The following is a 22002-nucleotide window of genomic DNA, read 5'->3' on the forward strand; positions in this document are numbered from 1 at the left end:
ACGGTTATTTGTGGGCGTGCATCGTCGTTTCGATCGCGGCCGCGGTGTCGGGCATTGCGTCGGCGTGCGCGTCGCGCGCCTTCAGCCACAGCCCGAAATCGCGCATCACGTCGACCACCGGCCGCAGACGCTCGCCGTCCGCGGTGAGATCGTACTCGACGCGCACCGGCACTTCCGGATAGACGGTGCGCCGCACGAGCCCCGCGTCTTCCAGCGCGCGCAGGTCGAGCGTCAGCATGCGCTGCGAGATGCCCGGCATGTCGCGCCGCAGGTCGCTGAAGCGGCGCGGCCCGTCGAGCAGATACGACACCAGCAGCAGCCGCCAGCGGCCGCCGAGCAGGCGCATCGCTTCTTCAACGGAACATCCTGTTGCACTCGTTTTCATCGCGCTGAATCCTGGTCGGTAAATTTTTTGTGACTACGGCACAAACGACTGCCGTCTTCTCAGCCGTGTGCCGATGCGAGATATTAGCGCCCGCGTCGCGGCGAATCGATACATGGACAACCCACGAAGGAAACATATGAAGCTCTATCACGCTCCCGGCAGTTGTTCGCAGGCGATCTGCATCGTGCTGCGCGAAGCCGATATCGACGCCGAGATCGTCAAGGTCGACGCGCGCAAGCATGTCGTCGACGGCGGCCGCGATTACTACGACGTGAACGAACTCGGCTACGTGCCGCTGCTCGAACTCGACGACGGCACGGTGCTGCGCGAAGGGCCGGTGATCGCGCAGTATCTCGCGGACGAGCGCCCGGAGGCCGCGCTCGCGCCCGCTTACGGCACGCTCGCGCGCTACCGGCTGATGGAATGGCTGAACTTTCTCGGCACCGAGATCCACAAGGGCTTCATCCCGCTGCTGTATGCGGTGCAGGCGGGGAAGTACGTCGAACCCGTGCGGCAGAAGCTCGACGGCCGCTTCACGTGGATCGACCGCCAGCTCGACGGCAGGACGTTCCTGACCGGCGACACGTTCACCGTCGCCGATGCGTACCTGTTCGCGCTGACCGGCTGGGGCAAGGCCGACTGGATGCGCTCGGTATACAACGCGGATATCGACCTGAGCCGGCATGCGCATCTGCGTGCGTGGTACGAGCGGGTACGGGAGCGGCCGGCCGTGCAGGCGGCGCTGGCGGCGGACAACCTGTCGTGATGACGCGCGGCCGCCGCAGCGGGGAGGGCGCATCATTTCGTCGTAGCGGCGCCGCGCCATGCCGCAACAGTGCGCGCTATAATCGCCGCCATGAAACTGCTTCGGACCTTCATCCTGCTGCTGCTGTGCGCGGTGCTGCCCATCACGGGGCTGGCAGCCAGCGGCCTGACCGGTGAATGTCCGATGCAGCACACGATGTCGATGGACGCGGACACGGGCATGAACATGGCCATGTCCGCCGAGATGGGCGATTGCGATTCGATGCAGCCGCCATCCGCCGATCACGCGAAGGCCAAAGCCAAGGGCATGGCCTGCAAGGTGACGGCCCAATGCCAGTTCGGCAGTCTCTACCACCCGGCCGTCCGCGCCGACGTCAACCGTCCCGCTGCATTCGCCAGCACGATCGTCTTCCACTACACGCAGTCCGTCCCGGCTCGCGACCCGAACGGGTTGTGGCGCCCGCCACGCATCAGCTGATCCCGATTTGACCCGTTCGCCGCGCACGCGGTGAGGTTCGTCCTGCGCGCAGGACGTGGAATCCCTTTGGATTCCGATTTGGGGTTACACCATGTCATTCGTTTTCCGCACGCTGCGCATGCCGCGTGCAGGTCGGCGCGCGCCCGTACCGTGGGCCGCGCTGCTGGTGGCGGGCGCCGTTCACGCGCAGCCGTCGCCGCTGACGCTCGACGCCGCGCTGCAGTCCGCCACCGATCGTTCCGCGTCGATGCAGGCCGCGCAGGCGTCCGTGCTCGCGCGTTCCGAAGCGGCCGTCAAGGCCGGCCAGTTGCCGGACCCGATGCTCAAGGCCGGCATCGACAACCTGCCGGTCAACGGCGGGCAGCGCTTCACCGTCGGCCAGGACTTCATGACGATGCGCCGCATCGGCATCGAGCAGGAATGGGTGTCCGGCGACAAGCGGCGGCTGCGTACCGCGCTGGCCGACGAACAGGTCGGCCGCGAGCGCGCCGGCTATCTCGTGCAGCTCGCGGCCGTGCGCCGGCAGACCGCGACGGCGTGGCTCGATGCCGTCTATGCGAAGCAGGCGCTCGCGCTTCAGCAGGCGCTGCTCGGTCACATGAACCATGAACTCGACGCGACGCAGGCGTCGTATCGCGGCGCGAAGGCGAGCGCGGGCGACGTCGTGCAGGCCCGCGCGATGCTCGCGCAGACGCAGGACCAGGTGCTCAAGGCACAGCAGGCGTATCGCACCGCGCTCATCGCGCTGGCCCGCTGGACGGCGGTGCCCGTGACGGACGTGGCCGGTACGCCGCCCGCGCCCGAATCCTTCGTATCGTCGTTGCCGCCGGACGAACTGCGCCTGTCGCAGCCGGCGCTCGTCGCCGCCGCGGACGATATCGCAGTGGCCGAAGCCGACGCCGCGGTCGCGAACAGCGAGCGCAGCCCCAACTGGACGTGGGAAATCGCGTACCAGCAGCGCGGCGGCGCGTATTCGAACATGGTGTCGGTCGGCGTCTCGATCCCGCTGCCGCTCAATCGCAAGAATCGACAGAATCGCGACGTCGCCGAAAAGGCGGCGCTCGCGACGAAGGCGCGCCTGATGTACGAGGACACGCTGCGCCAGGTACAGGCCGACATCCGCACGCAATCGGACACGCTGGCGAGCGGCCGCGAACGCATCGCAAACCTCGGCGCCGCGCTATTGCCGGCCGCCGACCAGCGCGTGCAGCTCGCGACGGCGGCGTACCGGGCCGGCACGGGGTCGCTTGCCGACACGTTCGTCGCGCGGCGTGCGCAACTCGAAGCGCAATTACAGGTGCTCGACCTCAGGCGCGACGTGTCGCAGACCTGGGCACAGCTCGAATATCAGGTCGTGCCGTCGGCGATGGCCACCGCGCAGTGAAGGAGATGCTCATGACAAGGCAATCACTGATACGAGCGGTGCTGATCGCATCCGCCGGCGCGGTGCTCGTCGGCGCAGGCTATTTCGCGGGCGTTCGCCATGCGACGAACGGCGCGGCGACGGCCTCAGTGCCCGCCGCTGCGCCGTCGGGTATGCCGGCTCAGCAGGCCGCACGCAAGGTGCTGTACTGGCACGACCCGATGGTGCCGAACCAGCACTTCGACAAACCGGGCAAATCGCCGTTCATGGACATGCAGTTGCAGCCGGTCTATGCGGACGAAGGCGGTGCCGCGGCAGGCATCCGGATCGATCCGGGCCTGCAGCAGAACCTCGGCATCCGCTATGCGACCGTGCGTCGGCAGCAGACGGCGGCCGGCTTCGACGCGGTGGGCTCCACGCAGTTCGACGAAGCGCGTGCGGCGGTCGTGCAGTCGCGCGTCACGGGCTACATCGACCATCTGTATGCACGCGCGCCGATGCAGCGCATCGCGAAGGGCGCGCCGGTCGCATCGCTGTTCGTGCCCGACTGGCTCGCGCCGCAGGAGGAATATCTCGCGCTGAAGCGCGGCGGCATGGACGGCAACCTGCTCGATGCGGCGCGCGCACGAATGCGTGCACTGTCGATTCCGGACGGGATGATCGCGAATCTCGATCGTACCGGCCGCGCGCAGACGCATGTCGTGCTGAGCGCGCCGGAGACGGGCGTCGTCAGCGAGTTGAACGTGCGCGACGGCGCGATGGTCGCGCCCGGCCAGACGCTCGCGAAGATCGCCGGGCTGGCGACGCTGTGGCTGATCGTCGAGGTGCCGGAAGCGCTCGCTTTGAACGTGCAGCCGGGAATGTCGGTCGACGCGACGTTCGCGGGCGATCCGGCCCGGCATTTCAGCGGACGCATCCGCGAAGTGCTGCCCGGCATCAGCACGGGCAGCCGCACGCTGCAGGCGCGCGTGGAGATCGACAACGCATCGCTGAAGCTCACGCCCGGCATGCTGATGCGCGTGCGGGTCGCCGCGAAGGAGACGGTGTCGCGCCTGCTCGTGCCGTCCGAGGCCGTGATCGCGACCGGCCGGCGCACGATCGTCATCGCGAAGCTCGGCGACGGCCGGCTTCAGCCGGTGTCGGTGACGGTCGGCAACGACGTCGGCGGCGACACGGAAGTGCTCGGCGGGCTGAACGAAGGCGACACGGTTGTCGCATCGGGGCAGTTCCTGATCGATTCGGAAGCCAGCCTGAAAAGCGTGCTGCCGCGGCTCGAGCGGGCGGCAGGCGCAAGCTCGGCCGCGTCGTCCGCGACGGCAAGCGCGCCGGTCTACGAAACCACCGGCAAGGTGGAGAAAGTCACGGCCGACGACATCACGTTCTCGCATCAGCCGGTGCCGGCGCTCGGTTGGGGCGCGATGACGATGGCGTTCGGCAAGCCGTCGGCGCACGCGTTTCCGGACGTGAAGCCGGGGCAGACCGTGCGTTTCGCGTTCACGCAGACTGACGACGGCTACCGGCTGACGAAGGTCGAGCCGCAGGGAGGTGAGCGATGATCGCGCGCCTCATTCACTGGTCCGTCCATCATCGGTTTCTGGTGCTGCTGGCCACCGTGCTGCTCGCGGCATGGGGCGTGCATTCGCTGCGACAGACGCCGCTCGACGCATTGCCCGACCTGTCGGACACGCAGGTGATCGTGAAGGCGTCGTATCCGGGCAAGGCGCCGCAGGTCGTCGAGGATCAGGTGACCTATCCGCTGACGACGACGCTGCTCGGCGTGCCCGGCGCGAAAACCGTGCGTGCGTACTCGTCGTTCGGCGACGCGTTCGTCTACGTGCTGTTCGACGACCGCACCGATCCGTACTGGGCGCGCTCGCGCGTGCTCGAATACCTGAGCCAGGTGCAGAGCCGCCTGCCGGCGGGCGCGACCGTGTCGCTTGGGCCCGATGCGACCGGCGTCGGCTGGGTATACGAGTACGCGCTCGTCGATCGCACCGGCCGTCACGATCTCGGCCAGTTGCGCGCGCTCAACGACTGGTTCCTGAAGTTCGAACTGAAGGCCGTGCCGGACGTCTCCGAAGTCGCGAGCATCGGTGGCATGGTGCGCCAGTACCAGGTCGTGCTGGACCCGGACAAGCTGCGCGCATACGGCATCACGCAGGCGGCGGTCGCGGAGGCGCTCGGCAAGGCCAACCAGGCATCCGGCGGCTCGGTCGTCGAGCTGGCCGAGTCGGAGTACATGGTGCGGTCGTCCGGCTACCTGCGCACGCTCGACGATTTCCGTCACGTCGTGCTGCGCACCGACGACACCGGCACGCCGGTCCTGCTCGGCGACGTCGCACGCATCCAGGTCGGCCCGGCGATGCGGCGCGGTATCGCGGAACTGAACGGGCAGGGCGAAGTGACGGGCGGTGTCGTCGTGATGCGCTCGGGCAAGAACGCGCTGACGACGATCGACGCGGTGAAGGCGAAGCTCGCCGACCTCAAGCGTTCGCTGCCTGCCGGCGTCGAGATCGTCACGACCTACGACCGATCGCAACTGATCGCGCGCGCGGTCGACAACCTGACGGACAAGCTGATCGAGGAATTCGTCATCGTCGGTGTCGTCTGCGCGGTGTTCCTGTTCCATCTGCGCAGCGCGCTGGTCGCGATCCTGTCGCTGCCGCTCGGCGTATTGGCCGCGTTCATCGTGATGCGCTACCAGGGCGTGAATGCCAACCTGATGTCGCTCGGGGGATCGCGATCGCGATCGGCGCGATGATCGACGCGGCGATCGTGATGATCGAGAACGCGCACAAGCATCTGGAAGCGTACGACCACGCGCATCCGGGCGAGCCGCTCACGGTCGCGCGTCGCTGGGAGCTCGTCGCGGCGTCGGCGGCGGAAGTCGGGCCCGCGCTGTTCTTCTCGCTGCTGATCATCACGCTGTCGTTCGTTCCGGTGTTTTCGCTGGAAGGGCAGGAGGGCAAGCTGTTCGCGCCGCTGGCGTTCACGAAGACCTATACGATCGCGGCGGCCGCCGGGTTGTCGGTGACGCTGGTGCCGGTGCTGATGGGCTATCTGGTGCGCGGCCGCATTCCGCACGAGCACGCGAACCCGATCAATCGCGTGCTGATCCGCCTGTACCGGCCGCTGCTCGAAGCGACGTTGCGGCGCCCGTGGGCCGCGATCGGCGTGGCGGTCGTCGCGCTCGTGCTGACGGCCGTGCCGTTGTCGCGGCTCGGCGGCGAATTCATGCCGCCGCTCGACGAAGGCGATTTGCTGTACATGCCGACCGCGCTGCCGGGCATCTCGGCGGACAAGGCGAGCGAGCTGCTGCAGCAGACCGACCGGCTGATCAAGACCGTGCCCGAGGTCGACACTGTGTTCGGCAAGTCGGGCCGAGCCGATACCGCGACCGACCCCGCGCCGCTCGAGATGTTCGAGACGACGATCCGCTTCAAGCCGCGCAGCACATGGCGGCCGGGCATGACGCCGGAGAAGCTCGTCGACGAACTCGACCGGACGGTGAGGGTGCCGGGCCTGTCGAACGTATGGGTGCCGCCGATCCGCAACCGGCTCGACATGCTGTCCACCGGGATCAAGACGCCGGTCGGCGTGAAGATTTCCGGGCCGGACCTGACGGGAATCGACGCGATCGCGACGCAGGTCGAGGCCGCCGTGAAGCGCGTGCCGGGCGTGACGTCCGCGCTCGCGGAGCGGCTGAACGGCGGCCGCTACGTCGACGTCGACATCGATCGGCTCGCCGCCGCGCGTTACGGGCTGTCGGTGACGGATATCCAGTCGGTCGTGTCGTCGGCGATCGGCGGCGAGGACGTCGGCGAAGTGATCGCCGGGCGCGAGCGTTTCCCGATCAACATCCGCTATCCGCGCGAGATCCGCGATTCGCTCGAGAACCTGCGGCAACTGCCGGTCGTCACCGCGCGCGGCGCGCAGATTCGCCTCGGCGACGTCGCGCGTGTCGCGATCGCCGACGGGCCGCCGATGATCCGCAGCGAGAACGCACGGCTGTCCGGCTACGTGTACGTCGATCTCCGCGGTGTCGACCTGAGCACGGCGGTTCGTGCGATGCAGCAGGCCGTCGCGCGGCAGGTCGCGTTGCCGCCCGGCTATTCGATCGCGTGGTCGGGACAGTTCGAGTATCTCGAACGCGCGGCGGCGACGCTGCGCACCGTCGTGCCCGTCACGCTCGTCGTGATCTTCGTGCTGCTGTTCGTCACGTTCGATTCGGCGGCCGACGCGTTGCTGCTGATGTCGACGGTGCCGTTCGCGCTGGTCGGCGGATTCTGGCTCGTATGGGTGCTCGGCCATGCGGTGTCCGTCGCGACGTCGGTCGGGTTCATCGCGCTGGCGGGCGTGGCGGCCGAATTCGGCGTGGTGATGCTGCTGTACCTGAAGGGCGCGCTGCAGCGCCGGCTCGATGCCGGCGAACCGCTGACCGATGCGTTGCTGCTCGACGCGATTCGCGAAGGCGCGGTGCTGCGCGTGCGGCCGAAGGCGATGACGGTCGCCGTCGTGCTCGCCGGCCTCGTGCCGATCATGATCGGCCACGGCGCCGGTTCCGAAGTCATGCAGCGCATCGCCGCGCCGATGGTCGGCGGCATGGTCACGGCGCCGCTGCTGTCGATGTTCGTCATTCCCGCCGCGTGGCTTCTGCTGCAGCGCCGTCGTGCGCGAAGCGCTGGCCGAGCGCGGCATTCCGATGCAGTTCCTTCCGGCACGAACGTGCCATCCCTTCCCACCGGAGAATCACGATGAAGATGAATCAATTGATCGCTGCTGCAACCGCTGTCGTCGCGCTGAGTGCTTTCGCGGTACCGGCGCTTGCCGCCGGCGAGATGTCGAACATGGACATGTCCGGCATGAAGATGTCGTCGGACGGTGCGGCGGAATCGAATGCCGCGCTGACCGACGCCGAAGTGAAGAAGGTCGATGCCGCGAGCGGCAAGATCACGTTGAAGCACGGCGCGCTGCAGAACGTCGGGATGCCGCCGATGACGATGGCGTTCAAGGCGAAGGATGCGGCGATGCTCGCGCAGGCGCATGCGGGCGACAAGGTCAAGGTGCGGATCGAGAAGGTCGACGGCACGTTGACGATCGTCAAACTCGTCAAGGGTTCCTGATCGTCGGGATGCGGGCGTCGCAGCCGCCGCCTGCATGCGGCGCCGTGAAGCGCGCCGCGCCGACGTGTTGGTCGGCCGGCGCGCCCGACCGGCGTTTAGCGCGCCAGCGTCACCGCCAGATACCCCGCATACCCCGCGCCGTTCGCGAGCAATGCCCAGATCGCGAGCCCGCGCGTGCGTGCATTGACGCGCAGCCACGCCGCCGCCGCGAGCGTGATGATCACGCCGGTCAGCACTTCGGGGCGCGGCTCCCACGGCGTCAGCATGATGCCGATCGCCGGCAGCAGCGTGCCCTGGAACACCATCGCGCCGGTGATGTTGCCGAACGCGAGCGTGTCTTTCCCGCGGCGAATCCACAGCACGCTGTTGACCTTCTCCGGCAGCTCCGTCGCGATCGGCACGATGATCAGCGACAGCAGCAGCGCCGACACGCCGAGCACGTGCGACACGCCTTCCACGCCGCGAATGAAGCCCTTCGCCCCGCCGACCAGCAGCGCGACGCCGATCAGCAGTTGCAGCACGATCGTCGCCAGGTTGGTCGGCAGGCCGATGCGCGACAGCAACATCGCGTGCGGCGCCTCGGTGCCGTGCCCGGCATCGACGAGCCGGGTCGACGCACGGAACGTCAGCACGACGTACATCACGTAGAGGCCGACTAGCATCGCGGCGAGCAGCGCGCGCACGGCCCAGTTGTGATGCGGGACGAACATCGCGACGGTCGCCAGCGAGAAGGCGGCGAGGAAGGTGTTCATGTCGCGCACGAAGCCCGTGCGTTCGGGCGCGATCGTGCCGCGCGGCCCGCGCGAGCGGATCACGGCGAGCGCCATCAGGAACGTGGTGAGCGTCACGAGCATCAACGGCGCGCCGAGAATCGCGCCGACGCCGATCTCCTCGTTCACGGCCTGGCTCGACGTGCCGCCGGCGAGCGCGAGCAGCGGCACCATCGTTTCGGGCAGCGCGGTGCCGACGGCCGCGAACAGCGAGCCGGTCACGCCTTCGGAAATCTTCAGGCGTTCGCCGAGATGTTCGAGCGCATTGGTGAAGACTTCGGCCGCGACGAGGATGACGATCAGCATGAACGCGAGTTCGACGAACATGAAAGTCATGCGACACCTCCGCGGGCAGCGGTGGCGTGAGGGAAGCGAGGGGGAGGAACATGGGGACTCCGTGGTCGGACGCTGACGAACCATGACACATCCGCCGACGTCCGACCAGGAACGACGCGATGTGCCGATGGTCTCGCCAAGCCGATCAGGCTGAACGCGCCACGGCCGCAGGCCGAGTGTGTTGACGCGTTCGCTTTCCGGGAGACGGAAAGCAGGCTACTCCCCAAAGACGGAAAGCAGTCTAGCCGAGCGGTTTTCTTTCGACAAGCCTTCGTCTCGAAAAAATATACCCCTCCGCCCTATAGGGGCAGCGCTTAGGAGATATACTCCCCTACCCTATACAGGAGCCATCGATGAGTCATACCGTTCGCGAAAAACAGAAGCTGCTGAACCGCGTGCGCCGTATCAAGGGACAGGTCGAGGCGATCGAGCGGGCGCTGGAAGAAGAGCGCGACTGCAACGACGTGCTGCAACTGATCACGAGCTGCCGCGGCGCGATGAACGGCCTGCTGGCGGTCGTGCTGGAAGACCACATCCGGTCGCATCTCGTCGATGCGGACACGCCCGATGCGCACGAAGGCAGCGCGACCGAGCAGCTGATCGAGGTCGTCCACAGCTATTTCAAGTAAGCGGATCGGAACATGAACGAATTCAAGAGCCCGGCGGCCGGCGGCGCGCACAGTCACGCGTTTCTGGGCGCCGCCCATGCGCGCAACGAGCGGAAGACGTGGATGGTCATCGGCCTGTGCACGGCGATGATGATCGCCGAGATCGTCGGCGGCACGCTGTTCGGATCGCTCGCGCTGGTCGCGGACGGGCTGCACATGTCGACGCATGCGGGCGCGATGCTGATCGCCGCGCTGGCCTATACCTATGCGCGCCGGCACGCCGACGATCCGCGCTTCGTGTTCGGTACCGGCAAGCTCGGCGACCTGGCCGGCTTCACGAGCGCGATCGTGCTGGCGATGATCGCGTTGCTGATCGGCTACGAGGCGATCGCGCGCCTGCTGGCGCCGGTGCCGATTCGCTTCGACGAAGCGATTCCGATCGCCGTGCTGGGGCTGGCCGTCAACCTCGCCAGCGTATGGCTGCTGAGTGGCGATCATCATCACGGGCATGGTCACGGCCATCATCATGCGCATGGGCACGACCACCATGATGACCACGACCATGATCATGACCACGACGACGCCCACCACGCGCATCATGCTCACGGTTCGCCTTCGGCCGCGCATCGCGACCACAACATCCGGTCGGCCTACGTTCACGTGATCGCCGACGCGGCCGTGTCGGTGCTGGCGATCGTCGGCCTGCTGCTCGCTCGCGCGTTCGGATGGGTCTGGATGGATCCGCTCGCGGGCATCGTCGGCGCGCTGGTGATCGCCAACTGGGCGTACGGGCTGATGCGCGATACGGGCGGAATCCTGCTCGACGTCAACGTCGATCGCAAGCTGACCGACAACGTGCGCCGCGCGATCGAGGCGCTCGGCGACAAGGTCAACGATCTCCATGTGTGGCGCGTGGGGCCGGGGCACATGAGCGCGATCGTGTCGGTCGAATCGGGCGACGCCGCGCGCGATGTGCGCTTTTATCATGCGCTGGTCGCGGGCTTCGACGGCGTGTCGCACGTGACCGTCGAAGTGCTGACGCCCGCGAAGGCCGCCTGATCGTGGCCGTGAAATCGCCGTGTATCGAGCTGTGCACGTTCGACGGCCGCACCGGCTTTTGTGTCGGCTGCCTGCGCACCCGCGACGAGGCGCGCGACTGGAAGAAGCTGACCGACCATCGCCGGCACCAGATCCTCAACGACCGCACGCGCCGGCAGGCGAAGCTGCGGCGCGACGCGGTGGAATAACGAGGGTGCACGCGCAACCCGCGATCGTGTCACGGGACTGCAGTAGCATCACAGGCATTCAGCGTCACGATTCCTGAACCGGGGACGACCCATGCAGACCGACTCATCGACCGGCATTCTTCGGCAGATTCCGCGCAGCGTGTGGGTGCTCGGCTGTGTCAGCCTGCTGATGGACGTGTCGTCCGAAATCATCCACAGCCTGTTGCCGATGTTCCTGATGGCGGGGCTCGGTGCGAGCGCGACGACGATCGGCCTGATCGAGGGGATCGCCGAGGCGACGTCGCCGGTCGTCAAGGTATTCTCCGGCACGCTGAGCGACTATCTGCGCAATCGCAAATGGCTCGCGGTGGCCGGCTACGCGCTCGGCGCGCTCAGCAAGCCGCTGTTCGCGATCGCGCCGACGATCGGCGTCGTGGTCACGGCACGGATCGTCGACCGCGTCGGCAAGGGGATTCGCGGCGCGCCGCGCGATGCGCTCGTCGCCGACGTGACGCCCGTTCACCTGCGCGGCGCCGCGTACGGGTTGCGTCAGTCGCTCGACACGGTGGGCGCGTTCCTCGGGCCGTTGTTGGCCGTCGTCATCATGCTGATGTGGCGCGACGATTTCCGCCTCGCGTTCTGGCTGGCCGTGATCCCCGGCGTGCTCGCCGTGGCGCTGCTCGCGGTCGGTATTGACGAGCCGGCACGTGCGCCGGGCGAGAAGCGCGTCAATCCGGTTCGCCGCGAGGTCGTCGCGCAACTCGGCGCCCGCTACTGGTGGGTCGTGGCCGTCGGCGGCGTGTTCGCGCTGGCGCGTTTCAGCGAGGCGTTCCTGGTGCTGCGCGCGATGGGCAGCGGCGTGCCCGTCGCGCTCGTGCCGCTCGTGATGGTCGCGATGAACGTCGTGTACGCGTTGTCCGCTTACCCGTTCGGTAAGCTCGCCGATACGACGAGCCACACGAAGCTGATGGTGGTCGGGCTCGCGCTGCTGATCGCCGCCGATATCGTGCTGGCGCACGGCGCGCACTGGCCGACCGTGCTCGTCGGCGTCGCGCTGTGGGGACTGCATATGGGAATGACGCAAGGGCTGCTCGCGACGATGGTCGCGCAGGCCGCGCCGGCTGAATTGAGAGGAACGGCGTTCGGCGTGTTCAACCTGATCAGCGGCGTGGTCACGCTCGTATCGAGCGTCGTCGCGGGTGCCCTGTGGGACCAGGTGGGCGCCGCCGCCACGTTCTATGCGGGGGCCGTATTCAGCGCAGCGACCATCGTGTTGCTCGTGTGCGTTCGCACGTCGTTCGGCGCGGTGCGGGATCGCTAGCCGCTCAACGCGGCGGCGCATGGCCTAACTATCGGTACCGCGCGGAAAGTACAGCGCGAACGTCGTGCGCCCGTCGCGGCTCGCGACTTCCACCTTGCCGCGATGGAGCTCCATGATCGACTTCACGATCGCGAGCCCGAGCCCCGCGTTGCGCGCCGCGCCGTGCCGCGACGAATCGATCCGGTAGAAGCGCTCGAAGATCCGCTCGACCTGTTCGGGCGGAATCGCGACGCCGCGATTCGTGACTTCGACGACCGTGTAGCTGCCTTGTACGGACACGGCCAGTTCGATCGTCGACGCGGCGTCCGCGTGTTCGAGCGCATTCGACGCGAGGTTGCTCACCGCACGCCGGAACAGCGTCGCGTCCGCGACGACCGGCGCTTCGCCATGCACGTCGATGCGCACGCCGGCCTCGTCGGCCAGCGCCTGGAAATACGACGCGAGCCGGCGCAGTTCGCTGCCCGCATCGAGTTCGGCGGTCTTCAGGTGCTGCCGCGCATTGTCGGTACGGGCGAGAAACAGCATGTTCTCGATCATTCGCTGAAGCCGTTCGCATTCCTCGATATTCGATTCGATCAGCGCTTCATATTCGTCGGTCGTGCGCGCGCGCGACAGCGTGATCTGCGACGAGCTGATCACGTTCGCGAGCGGCGTGCGCATGTCGTGCGCGAGATCGGATGAGAACTGCGACAGCCGCACGAACGCGCGTTCGAGCCGGTCGAGCATCCGGTTCACCGACGTGGCGAGCTCGCGCAATTCGACCGGGCCGCCGCGCGCGTCGAGGCGCGCGTTCAGGTTGTGCGCCTCGATGCGCGACGTCTGCCGGCCGAGGCTCTCGACCGGGCGCAGCCCGCGCGACGCGACCGCATAGCCGAGCGCACCGACCAGCAGCGCGCCGACGGCCGCCGCGAGCCAGATGTCGACGCGATAGCTTTCGAGCAGCGATTGCCGATCGGTTGCGGTGCGCGCGAGCGCGACCTGGATCGCTTCGCCGGACGGCAGCGTTTCACGCGCATACACGCAGCGCGACGTGCCGATGCCGGGCGGCGCGCACGTGAACGGGCTGCCGGCGTTGCCAGTCGGATGCGAGGCCGAGATCACCGACGCGAGCGTGTTGCCGGCTTCGTCGGAATGCTCGACGAGCGGGCGGTGTTGCGCATCGTAGATGCCGAGATAGACGCCCGGATGCGACAGCAGCACGTCGTGGAACACGGCGGGATCGGCGCGCAGCGCGGCCGTCGATCCGCTGGCGCGTGCGAGTTGCAGGAACTGATTGAGCTTGGCCGAGATCTCGATGTCGTCGCGCCGCGTCAATTCGGCGGACAACGAGCGGTAGAGATACGCGCCGGTCAGCGCGAACACCAGCGCCGCGACGGTGGCGAACGCGAGCGTCAGGCGCCGCAGCAGCGAATACGACGTGGGGCCCGTGGTCACGAACGATCCTCGAGCACGTAGCCCATGCCGCGGATCGTGTGGATCAGCTTCTTCTCGTACGCGTTGTCGATCTTCGCGCGCAGGCGCTTGATCGCCGCGTCGACGACGTTCGTGTCGCTGTCGAAATTCATGTCCCAGATCTGCGACGTAATGAAGGTGCGCGTCAGCACCTCGCCTTCGCGTTCCGCGAGCAACTGCAGCAGCGCGAATTCCTGCGCGGTCAGGTCGATGCGAGTGTCCGCGCGCCGCACGCGACGCTTGAGCAGGTCGATTTCGAGATCGGCGACGTGCAGGATATCGCGCACGTTGCGTGGCGCGCGGCGCAGCAGCGAGCGGATACGCGCGAGGAATTCGGCATACGCGAACGGCTTGAGCAGGTAATCGTCGGCGCCGAGTTCGAGCCCGGCGACCTTGTCCTCGATCGCCTCGCGGGCCGTGAGCAGCAGCACGGGCGTCTGCTTCTGCGCGCGCAGCCGCCTGAGCACCTCGAAGCCGTCCAGCGCGGGCAGCATCACGTCGAGCACGATCAGGTCGAAATCCTCGTGCAAGGCGAGGAACAGGCCGTCCTGGCCGTTTTCCGCGACATCGACCGTGTAGCTCGCCTCCGTCAACCCCTTCCGGAGGTATGACGCCATCTTGGGTTCGTCTTCGACTATCAGTATCCGCATGGTGAGGCAGGCTATCCGTGATTCCAGCCGGTCAGTGTAACGCCGGAGCGTACGGCAGCGCGCGTGCGTGAAGAATGACCGGCGGATGACGGAATTGTCATGAAAAGCCGGTCATGTTTCGGCCATGCCGTCGTCACCGGGGCGGCGATAAGCTGCGACCGTCTTGTCCCCGGAGCGCGCCGTCGTGCGACGCGCCGGCCCTAACGATCGCTGTCTGCCTGATCTCGCATCCATGTCGTACTGGCGCACATTTCTCGTCGTCGTGTTGCTCGCGCTGAGCCTGTCGATCCCGTCGTTCGCGGCGGTTTCGATGCAGTGCCCGGGCGTCGCCGTGCCGCAAGAGGAAAAGGCGTCGCACGCGATGCCGGCCGCGCAGGGTGGCCATCACGATCACGGCGATCACGCGCGGCATGCGTCGTCATGTGCCGCGTGCGTGTCCTGCTGCTTCGGCGCGGGGATGTCGAGTGCGCCCGCGGTGCCCGCCGAGGCGAGCGTCGGCGTCACCATCGTCGCGCCTCCGCGTTCGGCCGGGGGCGTGTCGTTCCTGACGGGCGGAATCGACCGGCCGCCGCGCCGGATGCCCGCCTAGTCGCTGCCCGCGGCCGATGCGCCGCGATCCGCCACCCGCTCCGGCGGCCGCATCAGGCGCGCCGGACGACTTACGACGAGACATGTTCATGCGATTGATCATTGCGGCGCTGTTGGGCGCGGCGGCCCTCGTGCCGTCGCTCGCGCCCGCGCAAACTCCGTTTCCCGATCCGGCTGACGCCGCCGCGTCGGTGCCGGACGTCACCGTGACGTCCGCGTTCGACGGCTACCGGCCGTATCGGGACGACGCAGGCCCGGGCTGGAAGCAACTGAACCGGGACGTGATGGAGCGACCCGCGAAAGGGCGCACGACCGGCAACGCCGCGCCCCATTCGGCGCACGGAGGGGCCACGCGATGACGACGCTCGCGATATCACCGAGGATCGGCGCGGCCGCGATCGCGCTGGCGTTCCTCGCGGGCTGCACGACGTTTTCGAAGGATGGCGGGTTCGACGCCGTGTCGTCGGCTGCATCGGAACGCATCGGAAAGGACGCGGTGGTGGTGAGGACCGACGCCGACCGCGAAGCGGTCGACCAGCGGACGAAGGAACTGCTCGGCAAGCCGTTGTCGATGGACGACGCGGTGCAGGTCGCGTTGCTGAACAACCGCGGGCTGCAGGCGTCGTACGCGGAACTGGGGCTGTCGGAGGCCGACCTCGTGCAGGCCGGCCGGTTGCCGAACCCGCGCTTCGCGTTCAGCCGCACGCGTGCCGGCGATGGCGAGCTGACGCTTGGCCGCACGTTCTCGGCGAACGTGTTCGCGCTGCTGACGATGCCGCTCGCAACGAAGATCGAACGCCGCCGTTTCGTGCAGACCAAGCTCGAAACGGCCGATGCGATGCTGAAGGTCGCGGCCGACGCGCGCCGCGCGTATGTCGAGGCGGTCGCCGCCGAGCAGGCCGCACACTATGCGCAGCAGGTGCGCGACGCCGCGAGCGCGGCCGCCGAACTCGCACTGCGCATGCGGCAGGCCGGCAACTTCAGCCGGCTCGACTACGCCCGTGAACAGGCGTTTCACGCCGACGCGGTCGCGCAGCACGCGAAAACGCGGCAGCAGGCCATCGCCGCACGCGAGAAGCTCACGCGCGCGATGGGGCTGTGGGGCGAGCGAACGCGGTACGCGCTGCCCGAGCGCTTGCCGGATCTGCCGAAGGCGCGCCCGAACCTGCCCGACCTCGAACGCTTCGCGATGGGCAATCGCCTCGACGTCCAGGCCGCGAAGCTGCAGACGCAGGGCGTCGCGTCGTCGCTCGGCCTGAGCAAGGCCACCCGCTTCGTCAACGCGGTCGAGCTGGGCTACGTGAACGACTACGAAACCGGCAAGGGCCACGAGCACGGCTACGAGATCAGCATCGAGATTCCGCTGTTCGACTGGGGTGGAGCCAAGGTCGCGCGCGCCGAGGCCGTCTACATGCAATCGGCGAACCGGCTCGCGAAAACGGCCATCGATGCCCGCTCGGAAGTACGCGAATCGTATGCGGCGTACGTGACGAGCTACGACGTCGCGACGCACTATCGCGACGAAGTCGTGCCGCTGCGCAAGACGATCTCCGACGAACTGCTGCTGCGCTACAACGGGATGCTCGCGAGCGTGTTCGAGCTGCTGACCGATGCGCGCGAACAGATCGGCGCGGTCAACGGCTACATCGACGCGCTGAAGGACTACTGGCTCGCGGAAACCGATCTGCAGATGGCCGTCGGCGGCCGGTTGCCGTTACCGGATGCCGTGCCGAGCGCGACGCATTCCGCCGAACCCGCACCCCGATCCACATCCAGCGCCGACGCTGCGCCGCAACCGGCTTCCACTCCCGCGGCGCCGTCGGCGCCCGCCACGCAACCGCATCCGGAAGGTCATTGACATGGTGTCCCGTCGACAATTTCTCAGCGGCTCGGGCGCCGCGCTGCTCGGTGCGGCGATGGTCAGCAAGGCTGGCGCCGCGTCGTTGCCCGACGCGCCGACGATGGCGAAAGCCGGCACGCAGCCGCCGCTCGTGCCGCCCAACGGCCGCCCGTACACGCCCGTCGCGACGCTGAACGGCTGGTCGCTGCCGTGGCGGATGAAGAACGGTTGGAAGGAATTCCACCTGACGGCCGAGCCCGTCGTGCGCGAGATGGCGCCCGGCATGAACGCGAACCTGTGGGGCTACAACGGCCAGTCGCCGGGCCCGACGATCGAGGCCGTCGAAGGCGACAAGGTCCGCATCTTCGTGACCAACCGGCTGCCCGAGCACACGACGATCCACTGGCACGGGCTGCGGCTGCCGAACGGGATGGACGGCGTCGGCGGCCTCACGCAGCCGCATATCCCGCCCGGCAAGACCTTCGTCTACGAGTTCCAGCTCGAAGCGCACGGCACGTTCATGTATCACCCGCACGCCGACGAGATGGTGCAGATGGCGATGGGGATGATGGGCATGTTCATCGTGCATCCGAAGGACCGCGGCACGATGCCGGTCGATCGCGACTTCGTGTTCCTGCTCGCCGCATACGACATCGACCCGGGCAGCTATACGCCGCGCGTGAACGAGATGACCGATTTCAACATGTGGACCTTCAACTCGCGCGTGTTCCCGGGCATCGATCCGCTGCCGGTGCGAGCCGGCGACCGCGTGCGGATTCGCTTCGGCAACCTGACGATGACGAACCACCCGATCCACCTGCACGGCTACAGCTTCGAAGTCGCGGGCACCGACGGCGGCTGGATTCCGCCGGCCGCGCGCTGGCCGGAAGTGACGGCCGATGTCGCGGTGGGTCAGATGCGCGCGATCGAGTTCACCGCCGATCGTCCGGGCGACTGGGCGTTCCATTGCCACAAGTCGCACCACACGATGAATGCGATGGGCCATCAGGTGCCGAACCTGATCGGCGTGCCGCAGAAGGATCTCGCGAAGCGCATCGGCAAGCTCGTGCCCGACTACATGGCGATGGGCAGCACGGGCGGCGCGATGGGCGGCATGGAGATGCCGCTGCCCGAGAACACGCTGCCGATGATGACCGGCACGGGCCCGTTCGGGCCGCTGGAGATGGGCGGCATGTTCACCGTGCTCAAGGTGCGGCAAGGGCTGGGCCGCAACGACTATCGCGATCCGGGCTGGTTCCGGCATCCGAAGGGCACCGTCGCATACGAATACACCGGCGAATTGCCGGACGGCTGAAGCAGCATGCGGCGGCCGCGTCGATGCGGCCGCCGGTTTCCATTCACTCACACGGGAGTCGACACGATGAAGAAGGGGCTGGTTTTGATGGCGACGGGGTGCGCGCTGGCGTTCTCCGCGGCGTCGTACGCGGCCGGCGACATGGCCGGCATGGACATGAGCGCGAATGCGAAGCAGGGCGCCGCGGTGTCGCGCATGTCGCACGGCGAAATCCGCAAGGTCGACACGGCGGCCGGCAAGCTGACGATCAAGCACGGCCCGCTGGAGAACCTCGGGATGGACGCGATGACGATGGTGTTCAAGGTGAAGGACCCGGCGATGCTGGCGCAGGTGAAGGTGGGCGATACGATCGATTTCGTCGCTGAGGACGTGGACGGTGCGTTGACCGTCGTCGAGCTGAAGAAGCCGTGAAGCGGAGCGCGTGAACATGACGATCTCGATGCTCAAGCGGCTGGCCGGCTTCGCCGCGGCTACCGCCATCTTCGCAGGCGCACCGGTCGCGGCGTCGGCGCACGGCAAGCTGGAGCGCGCCGTACCGGCGGCCGGCGGCACGGTCGATGCGGCGCCCGACACGGTGCGGCTCACGTTCAACGAAGACCTCGAACCGGCGTTCAGCTCGGTGAAGGTGTCGGACGCGAGCGGCAACACCGTCACGCAGGACAAGGCGAAGGTCGATGCGTCGAACCCGCGCGTGATGACCGTCGCGATACCGAAGCTTGCGGCAGGCGCGTACACCGTACAGTGGGCGGCGATGACGGCCGATGCGCATCGCGCGAAGGGCGCCTATACGTTCCGGGTGAAGGAATGAACGACGGCATCGTCGGCCTGCTGCGGCTCGTGGCGGTGGCGATCCAGAACGCCGGGTTCGCGGTCGTCGTCGGCGCATTGCTCGGCCGGCACTGGCTCGCGCGCGGCGTGTCCGCGTGGCAGCGCGACATTGGGCGGCGGCTCGCCGCGACGCTATGTATTGCGTCCGTCGTATCGCTGCTCGCGAGCGTCGCCGCGTTCTGGGCGCACTGCGCATTGATGAGCGAGGTGTCGCTGCTCGACGCAGGGCCGGCGGTGTGTTCGATGCTCGCGCGCACCGGCTTCGGTCATGCGTGGCTGGCCGGGGCGGCGTTCATGCTCGTCGTCGTGCTGCTGTCGTTCGTCGGACACGCGAACGACACGCGGTTTCCGCTCGCGATGGTGGCTGCCCTCGCTTGTGTCGCGCTGGCACGCAGCAACGGCGGTCATCCGGTGGACGCCGGGCTGTTCAGCGTGCCGGTGTGGATCGACTGGCTGCATCTGCTGGCGATCAGCGCGTGGGTGGGGCTCGTGCTCGTCACGGCATTCGGCGTGATGTCGCGGCTCGCCCGCATGCCGGCGAGCGAACGCGCGACGGGCGCATCGTTCGTGCAGTCGCTGTCCGATGCATCCACTTACGCACTGGTCGTGCTGTTCGCGACCGGCGCGTACAACGGCTGGCGCGGCGTCGATACGCCCGCCAACCTGTTCGCGTCGACGTATGGGCAAATCCTGCTGCTGAAGCTTGTGCTCGTGCTGATTGCCGCGATGCTCGGCGGACACAACCGCTTCTTCGGGATGCCGAAGCTGCTGGCCGCGTTGAAAGACCCGGCCGCCGCGATACCGGTACGCGCGTTGAAACGGTTCGGCACGGTGCTGCGAGTCGAGGCGGTCGTGCTCGGCGGCGTGCTGATGGCGGCGGCCGCGCTCGTGTCGAGCGCATTGCCGGGGACGGTCTAGCGGCGGGGCTTCGTCGTCGGGAGATCGGCTGCATTGTCGGGACTTGACCGGATGACGCATGGCGATCGCGGCGTGATGACGACGATTACATCGGCCTGTCTCACGATTACCAAAAACTGTCACCGAGCGCCGCTAAGCTTTCGCCACCCTCACAACCGGGATTCCCGCCATGCGCTCGCCAATCCGCCTGTTTGCCCCGCTATTGCTGCTCCCGACGCTCGCCGCGCCGGTATTCGCCGCCACTGCCGCGCCCGTCAGCCCGAATTGTGGCGGCAGCACGACGCCGATCGCCGATATCCAGGGGCCGGGCGCGCCGTCGCCGCTCGCCGGGCAGAACGCATCGATCGAAGCGGTCGTCACCGCCGATTTCGGCGGCACGGACGGCTTCGGCGGCTTCTTCGTCCAGCAGGCGGACGCGCAGCGCCGCAACCAGCCGGGCGTGTCCGAAGGCCTGTTCGTCTATGCGCCGAAAGCGCGCGCGAAGGCCGGCGATCTCGTGCACGTGACGGGCAAGGTCGAGGAGAAATACGGGCAGACGCAGCTCACGCTGCAGGGCGCGATCGCGGTATGCGCGAACGGCCAGACGGTCACGCCCGCGACGCTCACGCTGCCGGTCGACAGCCCGAGCGCGTTCGCCGCGTACGAAGGGATGCTCGTGCGCCTGCCGCAGACGCTGAGCGTCACCGACAACTACGAACTCGGCCGCTACGGCAGCGTGATGCTCAGCAACGGCCGCCTGCGCACGCCGACGAGCGTCGTGCCGCCCGCGCAGGCGCAGACGCAGATCGACGCGAACGCGCGCAACCGCCTGATCCTCGACGACGGCTCGAACAAGCAGAACCCCGCGACCGTGCCGTATCCGGCGCCGGGCCTGTCGGCCGCGAACACGCTGCGCGCGGGCTACACCGTGCGCGACGTGGAAGGCGTGCTCGAAGTGCGTTACGGCGCCTGGCGCGTGCAGCCGCTGCCGGGCGCGGCCGTGCCGGCGTTCGACGCGCGTTCGAACCCGCGCACCATCGCACCGGCGCGCGATCCAAAATCGAACCTGCGCGTCGCATCGTTCAACGTGCTGAACTACTTCAACGGCAACGGTCTCGGCGGCGGCTTCGACGATCCGAACAATCGCGGCGCGAAGACGTTCCAGGAATTCCAGCGCCAGGAAGCGAAGATCGTCAGCGCGCTGAAGGCGATCGACGCCGACGTGATCGGCCTGATGGAAATCCAGAACAACGGCTATGGCGAACTGAGCGCGGTGCGCCAGCTCGCGGCGAAGCTCGGCAACCACTGGCGCGTGGTCGATCCGGGCACGTCGCGGCTCGGCGGCGATGCGATCGCGGTCGCGATGATCTACGACAGCCGCAAGGTCGAGCCGGTCGGCCGCGCGGCGACGCTCGCGATCGACGACAAGAACCGCCAGCCGCTCGCGCAGTCGTTCCGGCTGATCAACGGCAACAAGCAGGCGCTGACGGTGGCCGTGAACCACCTGAAGTCGAAGAATTGCCCGGATGCCGCGAACGACGATCTCGACCAGGGCGATGGTCAAGGCTGCTGGAACCCGACGCGCACGCGCGCGGCGGCGAAGGTTGCCGACTGGCTGGCCGGCAACCCGACGGGCGTCAAGAGCCAGGGCGTGCTGCTGATCGGCGACTTCAACAGCTACACGTACGAAGATCCGATCCGCACGCTGGAATCGCGCGGCTACCGTAACCTCGTCGCGCGCTGGATCGGTGCGAACGCGTACAGCTACGTGTACAACGGCGAAGCCGGCTATCTCGACCACGCACTGGCGACGCTGCCGCTTGCGTCGCACGTGAAGGCCGTGCACGAATGGCACATCAACGCGGACGAGCCGCTCGCGCTGCAGTACACGCTTGCGTACAAGTCGGCCGAGCAGCAGAAGACGTTCTACGCGGCCGATGCGTATCGTTCGTCGGATCACGATCCGGTGCTGATCGATATCGCGCTGCCGGGCGGCGGGAAGTAAGCGTGGTCTGAGTCTTGGTGACGGCGCGATGTGCGGCAATGCCGGACGTCGC

At 67.7% G+C, this 22002-nt stretch carries 21 protein-coding genes, 1 pseudogene and 1 riboswitch; of the genes and pseudogenes, 18 read left to right on the forward strand and 4 right to left on the reverse strand.

The annotated features are described in order from the left end of the window. Nucleotides 1–4: 4 nt before the first annotated feature. Nucleotides 5–385: a winged helix-turn-helix transcriptional regulator gene (locus SY91_RS28010; protein WP_006479865.1), complete on the reverse strand. Its 381-nt coding sequence runs from the start codon at nt 383–385 to the stop codon at nt 5–7. Between the two features lie 136 nt (nt 386–521). Here SY91_RS28010 and gstA point away from each other — a divergent pair, with 136 nt between their 5' ends. From gstA to SY91_RS28040, 6 genes and pseudogenes are all read left to right on the forward strand, one after another. Beyond that, complete coding sequence (gene gstA / locus SY91_RS28015; RefSeq protein ID WP_023475309.1) at nt 522–1151, forward strand: glutathione transferase GstA; 630 nt, start codon at nt 522–524, stop codon at nt 1149–1151. Nucleotides 1152–1241: 90 nt separating this feature from the next. After that, nucleotides 1242–1628, forward strand: a complete 387-nt coding sequence (locus SY91_RS28020) for a hypothetical protein (RefSeq protein WP_023475310.1) — start codon at nt 1242–1244, stop codon at nt 1626–1628. Between the two features lie 91 nt (nt 1629–1719). After that, nucleotides 1720–3012: a TolC family protein gene (locus SY91_RS28025; RefSeq protein WP_023475311.1), complete on the forward strand. Its 1293-nt coding sequence runs from the start codon at nt 1720–1722 to the stop codon at nt 3010–3012. An 11-nt stretch (nt 3013–3023) separates the two neighbouring features. Beyond that, nucleotides 3024–4547: an efflux RND transporter periplasmic adaptor subunit gene (locus SY91_RS28030; RefSeq protein ID WP_023475312.1), complete on the forward strand. Its 1524-nt coding sequence runs from the start codon at nt 3024–3026 to the stop codon at nt 4545–4547. Further along, nucleotides 4544–7749 (forward strand): annotated as a pseudogene (locus SY91_RS28035) (efflux RND transporter permease subunit). The gene SY91_RS28030 and the pseudogene SY91_RS28035 overlap by 4 nt, the downstream one beginning before the upstream one ends. Then, the gene (locus tag SY91_RS28040; RefSeq protein WP_006484513.1) at nt 7746–8114 is read left to right on the forward strand and encodes a copper-binding protein; all 369 of its coding nucleotides are present in this window, start codon (nt 7746–7748) and stop codon (nt 8112–8114) included. Before SY91_RS28035 ends, SY91_RS28040 begins: the two are co-directional and overlap by 4 nt. A 95-nt stretch (nt 8115–8209) precedes the next feature. Here SY91_RS28040 and SY91_RS28045 read toward each other — a convergent pair whose 3' ends face one another. Then, nucleotides 8210–9220, reverse strand: coding sequence for a sodium:calcium antiporter (locus SY91_RS28045; RefSeq protein WP_023475314.1), 1011 nt, complete (start codon nt 9218–9220; stop codon nt 8210–8212). A gap of 68 nt (nt 9221–9288) precedes the next feature. Then, nucleotides 9289–9457, reverse strand: a riboswitch (yybP-ykoY riboswitch). Nucleotides 9458–9573: 116 nt separating this feature from the next. Here SY91_RS28045 and SY91_RS28050 point away from each other — a divergent pair. The 4 genes from SY91_RS28050 (at nt 9574) to SY91_RS28065 (ending at nt 12375) form a co-directional block, all read left to right on the forward strand. Continuing rightward, nucleotides 9574–9849 carry a metal/formaldehyde-sensitive transcriptional repressor gene (locus SY91_RS28050; RefSeq protein ID WP_023475315.1) on the forward strand — a complete coding sequence of 92 codons (276 nt, stop codon included), beginning with the start codon at nt 9574–9576 and terminating at the stop codon, nt 9847–9849. A 12-nt stretch (nt 9850–9861) separates the two neighbouring features. After that, complete coding sequence (dmeF, locus tag SY91_RS28055) at nt 9862–10887, forward strand: CDF family Co(II)/Ni(II) efflux transporter DmeF (RefSeq protein ID WP_023475316.1); 1026 nt, start codon at nt 9862–9864, stop codon at nt 10885–10887. A gap of 2 nt (nt 10888–10889) precedes the next feature. Then, the gene (locus tag SY91_RS28060) at nt 10890–11075 is read left to right on the forward strand and encodes a DUF1289 domain-containing protein (protein ID WP_023475317.1); all 186 of its coding nucleotides are present in this window, start codon (nt 10890–10892) and stop codon (nt 11073–11075) included. 91 nt (nt 11076–11166) lie between these two features. Next, the gene (locus SY91_RS28065) at nt 11167–12375 is read left to right on the forward strand and encodes an MFS transporter (protein ID WP_023475318.1); all 1209 of its coding nucleotides are present in this window, start codon (nt 11167–11169) and stop codon (nt 12373–12375) included. 24 nt (nt 12376–12399) lie between these two features. Here the strand turns inward: SY91_RS28065 and SY91_RS28070 are convergent, their stop codons facing one another. Together SY91_RS28070 and SY91_RS28075 are read right to left on the reverse strand one after the other, a co-directional pair. Continuing rightward, a complete protein-coding gene (locus SY91_RS28070; RefSeq protein ID WP_023475319.1) occupies nt 12400–13809 on the reverse strand; it encodes a heavy metal sensor histidine kinase in 1410 nt (469 codons plus the stop codon). Then, nucleotides 13806–14477, reverse strand: a complete 672-nt coding sequence (locus tag SY91_RS28075) for a heavy metal response regulator transcription factor (RefSeq protein ID WP_012338817.1) — start codon at nt 14475–14477, stop codon at nt 13806–13808. Before SY91_RS28075 ends, SY91_RS28070 begins: the two co-directional genes overlap by 4 nt. 232 nt (nt 14478–14709) lie before the next feature. Between SY91_RS28075 and SY91_RS28080 the strand changes: the two genes are divergently transcribed. From SY91_RS28080 to SY91_RS28115, 8 genes are all read left to right on the forward strand, one after another. Then, a complete protein-coding gene (locus SY91_RS28080) occupies nt 14710–15066 on the forward strand; it encodes a hypothetical protein (protein ID WP_023475320.1) in 357 nt (118 codons plus the stop codon). 88 nt (nt 15067–15154) lie between these two features. Further along, complete coding sequence (locus tag SY91_RS28085) at nt 15155–15424, forward strand: hypothetical protein (RefSeq protein ID WP_043886956.1); 270 nt, start codon at nt 15155–15157, stop codon at nt 15422–15424. Further along, complete coding sequence (locus tag SY91_RS28090; RefSeq protein WP_023475322.1) at nt 15421–16923, forward strand: TolC family protein; 1503 nt, start codon at nt 15421–15423, stop codon at nt 16921–16923. Before SY91_RS28085 ends, SY91_RS28090 begins: the two co-directional genes overlap by 4 nt. A gap of 1 nt (nt 16924) precedes the next feature. Beyond that, nucleotides 16925–18220 carry a multicopper oxidase family protein gene (locus SY91_RS28095; RefSeq protein ID WP_023475323.1) on the forward strand — a complete coding sequence of 432 codons (1296 nt, stop codon included), beginning with the start codon at nt 16925–16927 and terminating at the stop codon, nt 18218–18220. A gap of 66 nt (nt 18221–18286) precedes the next feature. After that, nucleotides 18287–18631, forward strand: coding sequence for a copper-binding protein (locus SY91_RS28100; RefSeq protein ID WP_023475324.1), 345 nt, complete (start codon nt 18287–18289; stop codon nt 18629–18631). 16 nt (nt 18632–18647) lie between these two features. After that, the gene (gene copC, locus SY91_RS28105; protein WP_043886920.1) at nt 18648–19028 is read left to right on the forward strand and encodes a copper homeostasis periplasmic binding protein CopC; all 381 of its coding nucleotides are present in this window, start codon (nt 18648–18650) and stop codon (nt 19026–19028) included. Then, on the forward strand, nt 19025–19966 hold the full coding sequence (locus SY91_RS28110; protein ID WP_023475326.1) for a CopD family protein: 942 nt from the start codon (nt 19025–19027) through the stop codon (nt 19964–19966). The genes copC and SY91_RS28110 overlap by 4 nt, the downstream gene beginning before the upstream one ends. A gap of 169 nt (nt 19967–20135) precedes the next feature. Then, nucleotides 20136–21950, forward strand: a complete 1815-nt coding sequence (locus tag SY91_RS28115) for an ExeM/NucH family extracellular endonuclease (protein ID WP_023475327.1) — start codon at nt 20136–20138, stop codon at nt 21948–21950. Nucleotides 21951–22002 lie beyond the last annotated feature (52 nt).

It is taken from the genome of Burkholderia cenocepacia (assembly GCF_014211915.1).
In the GTDB taxonomy this organism is placed as follows: Bacteria; Pseudomonadota; Gammaproteobacteria; order Burkholderiales; family Burkholderiaceae; genus Burkholderia; species Burkholderia orbicola.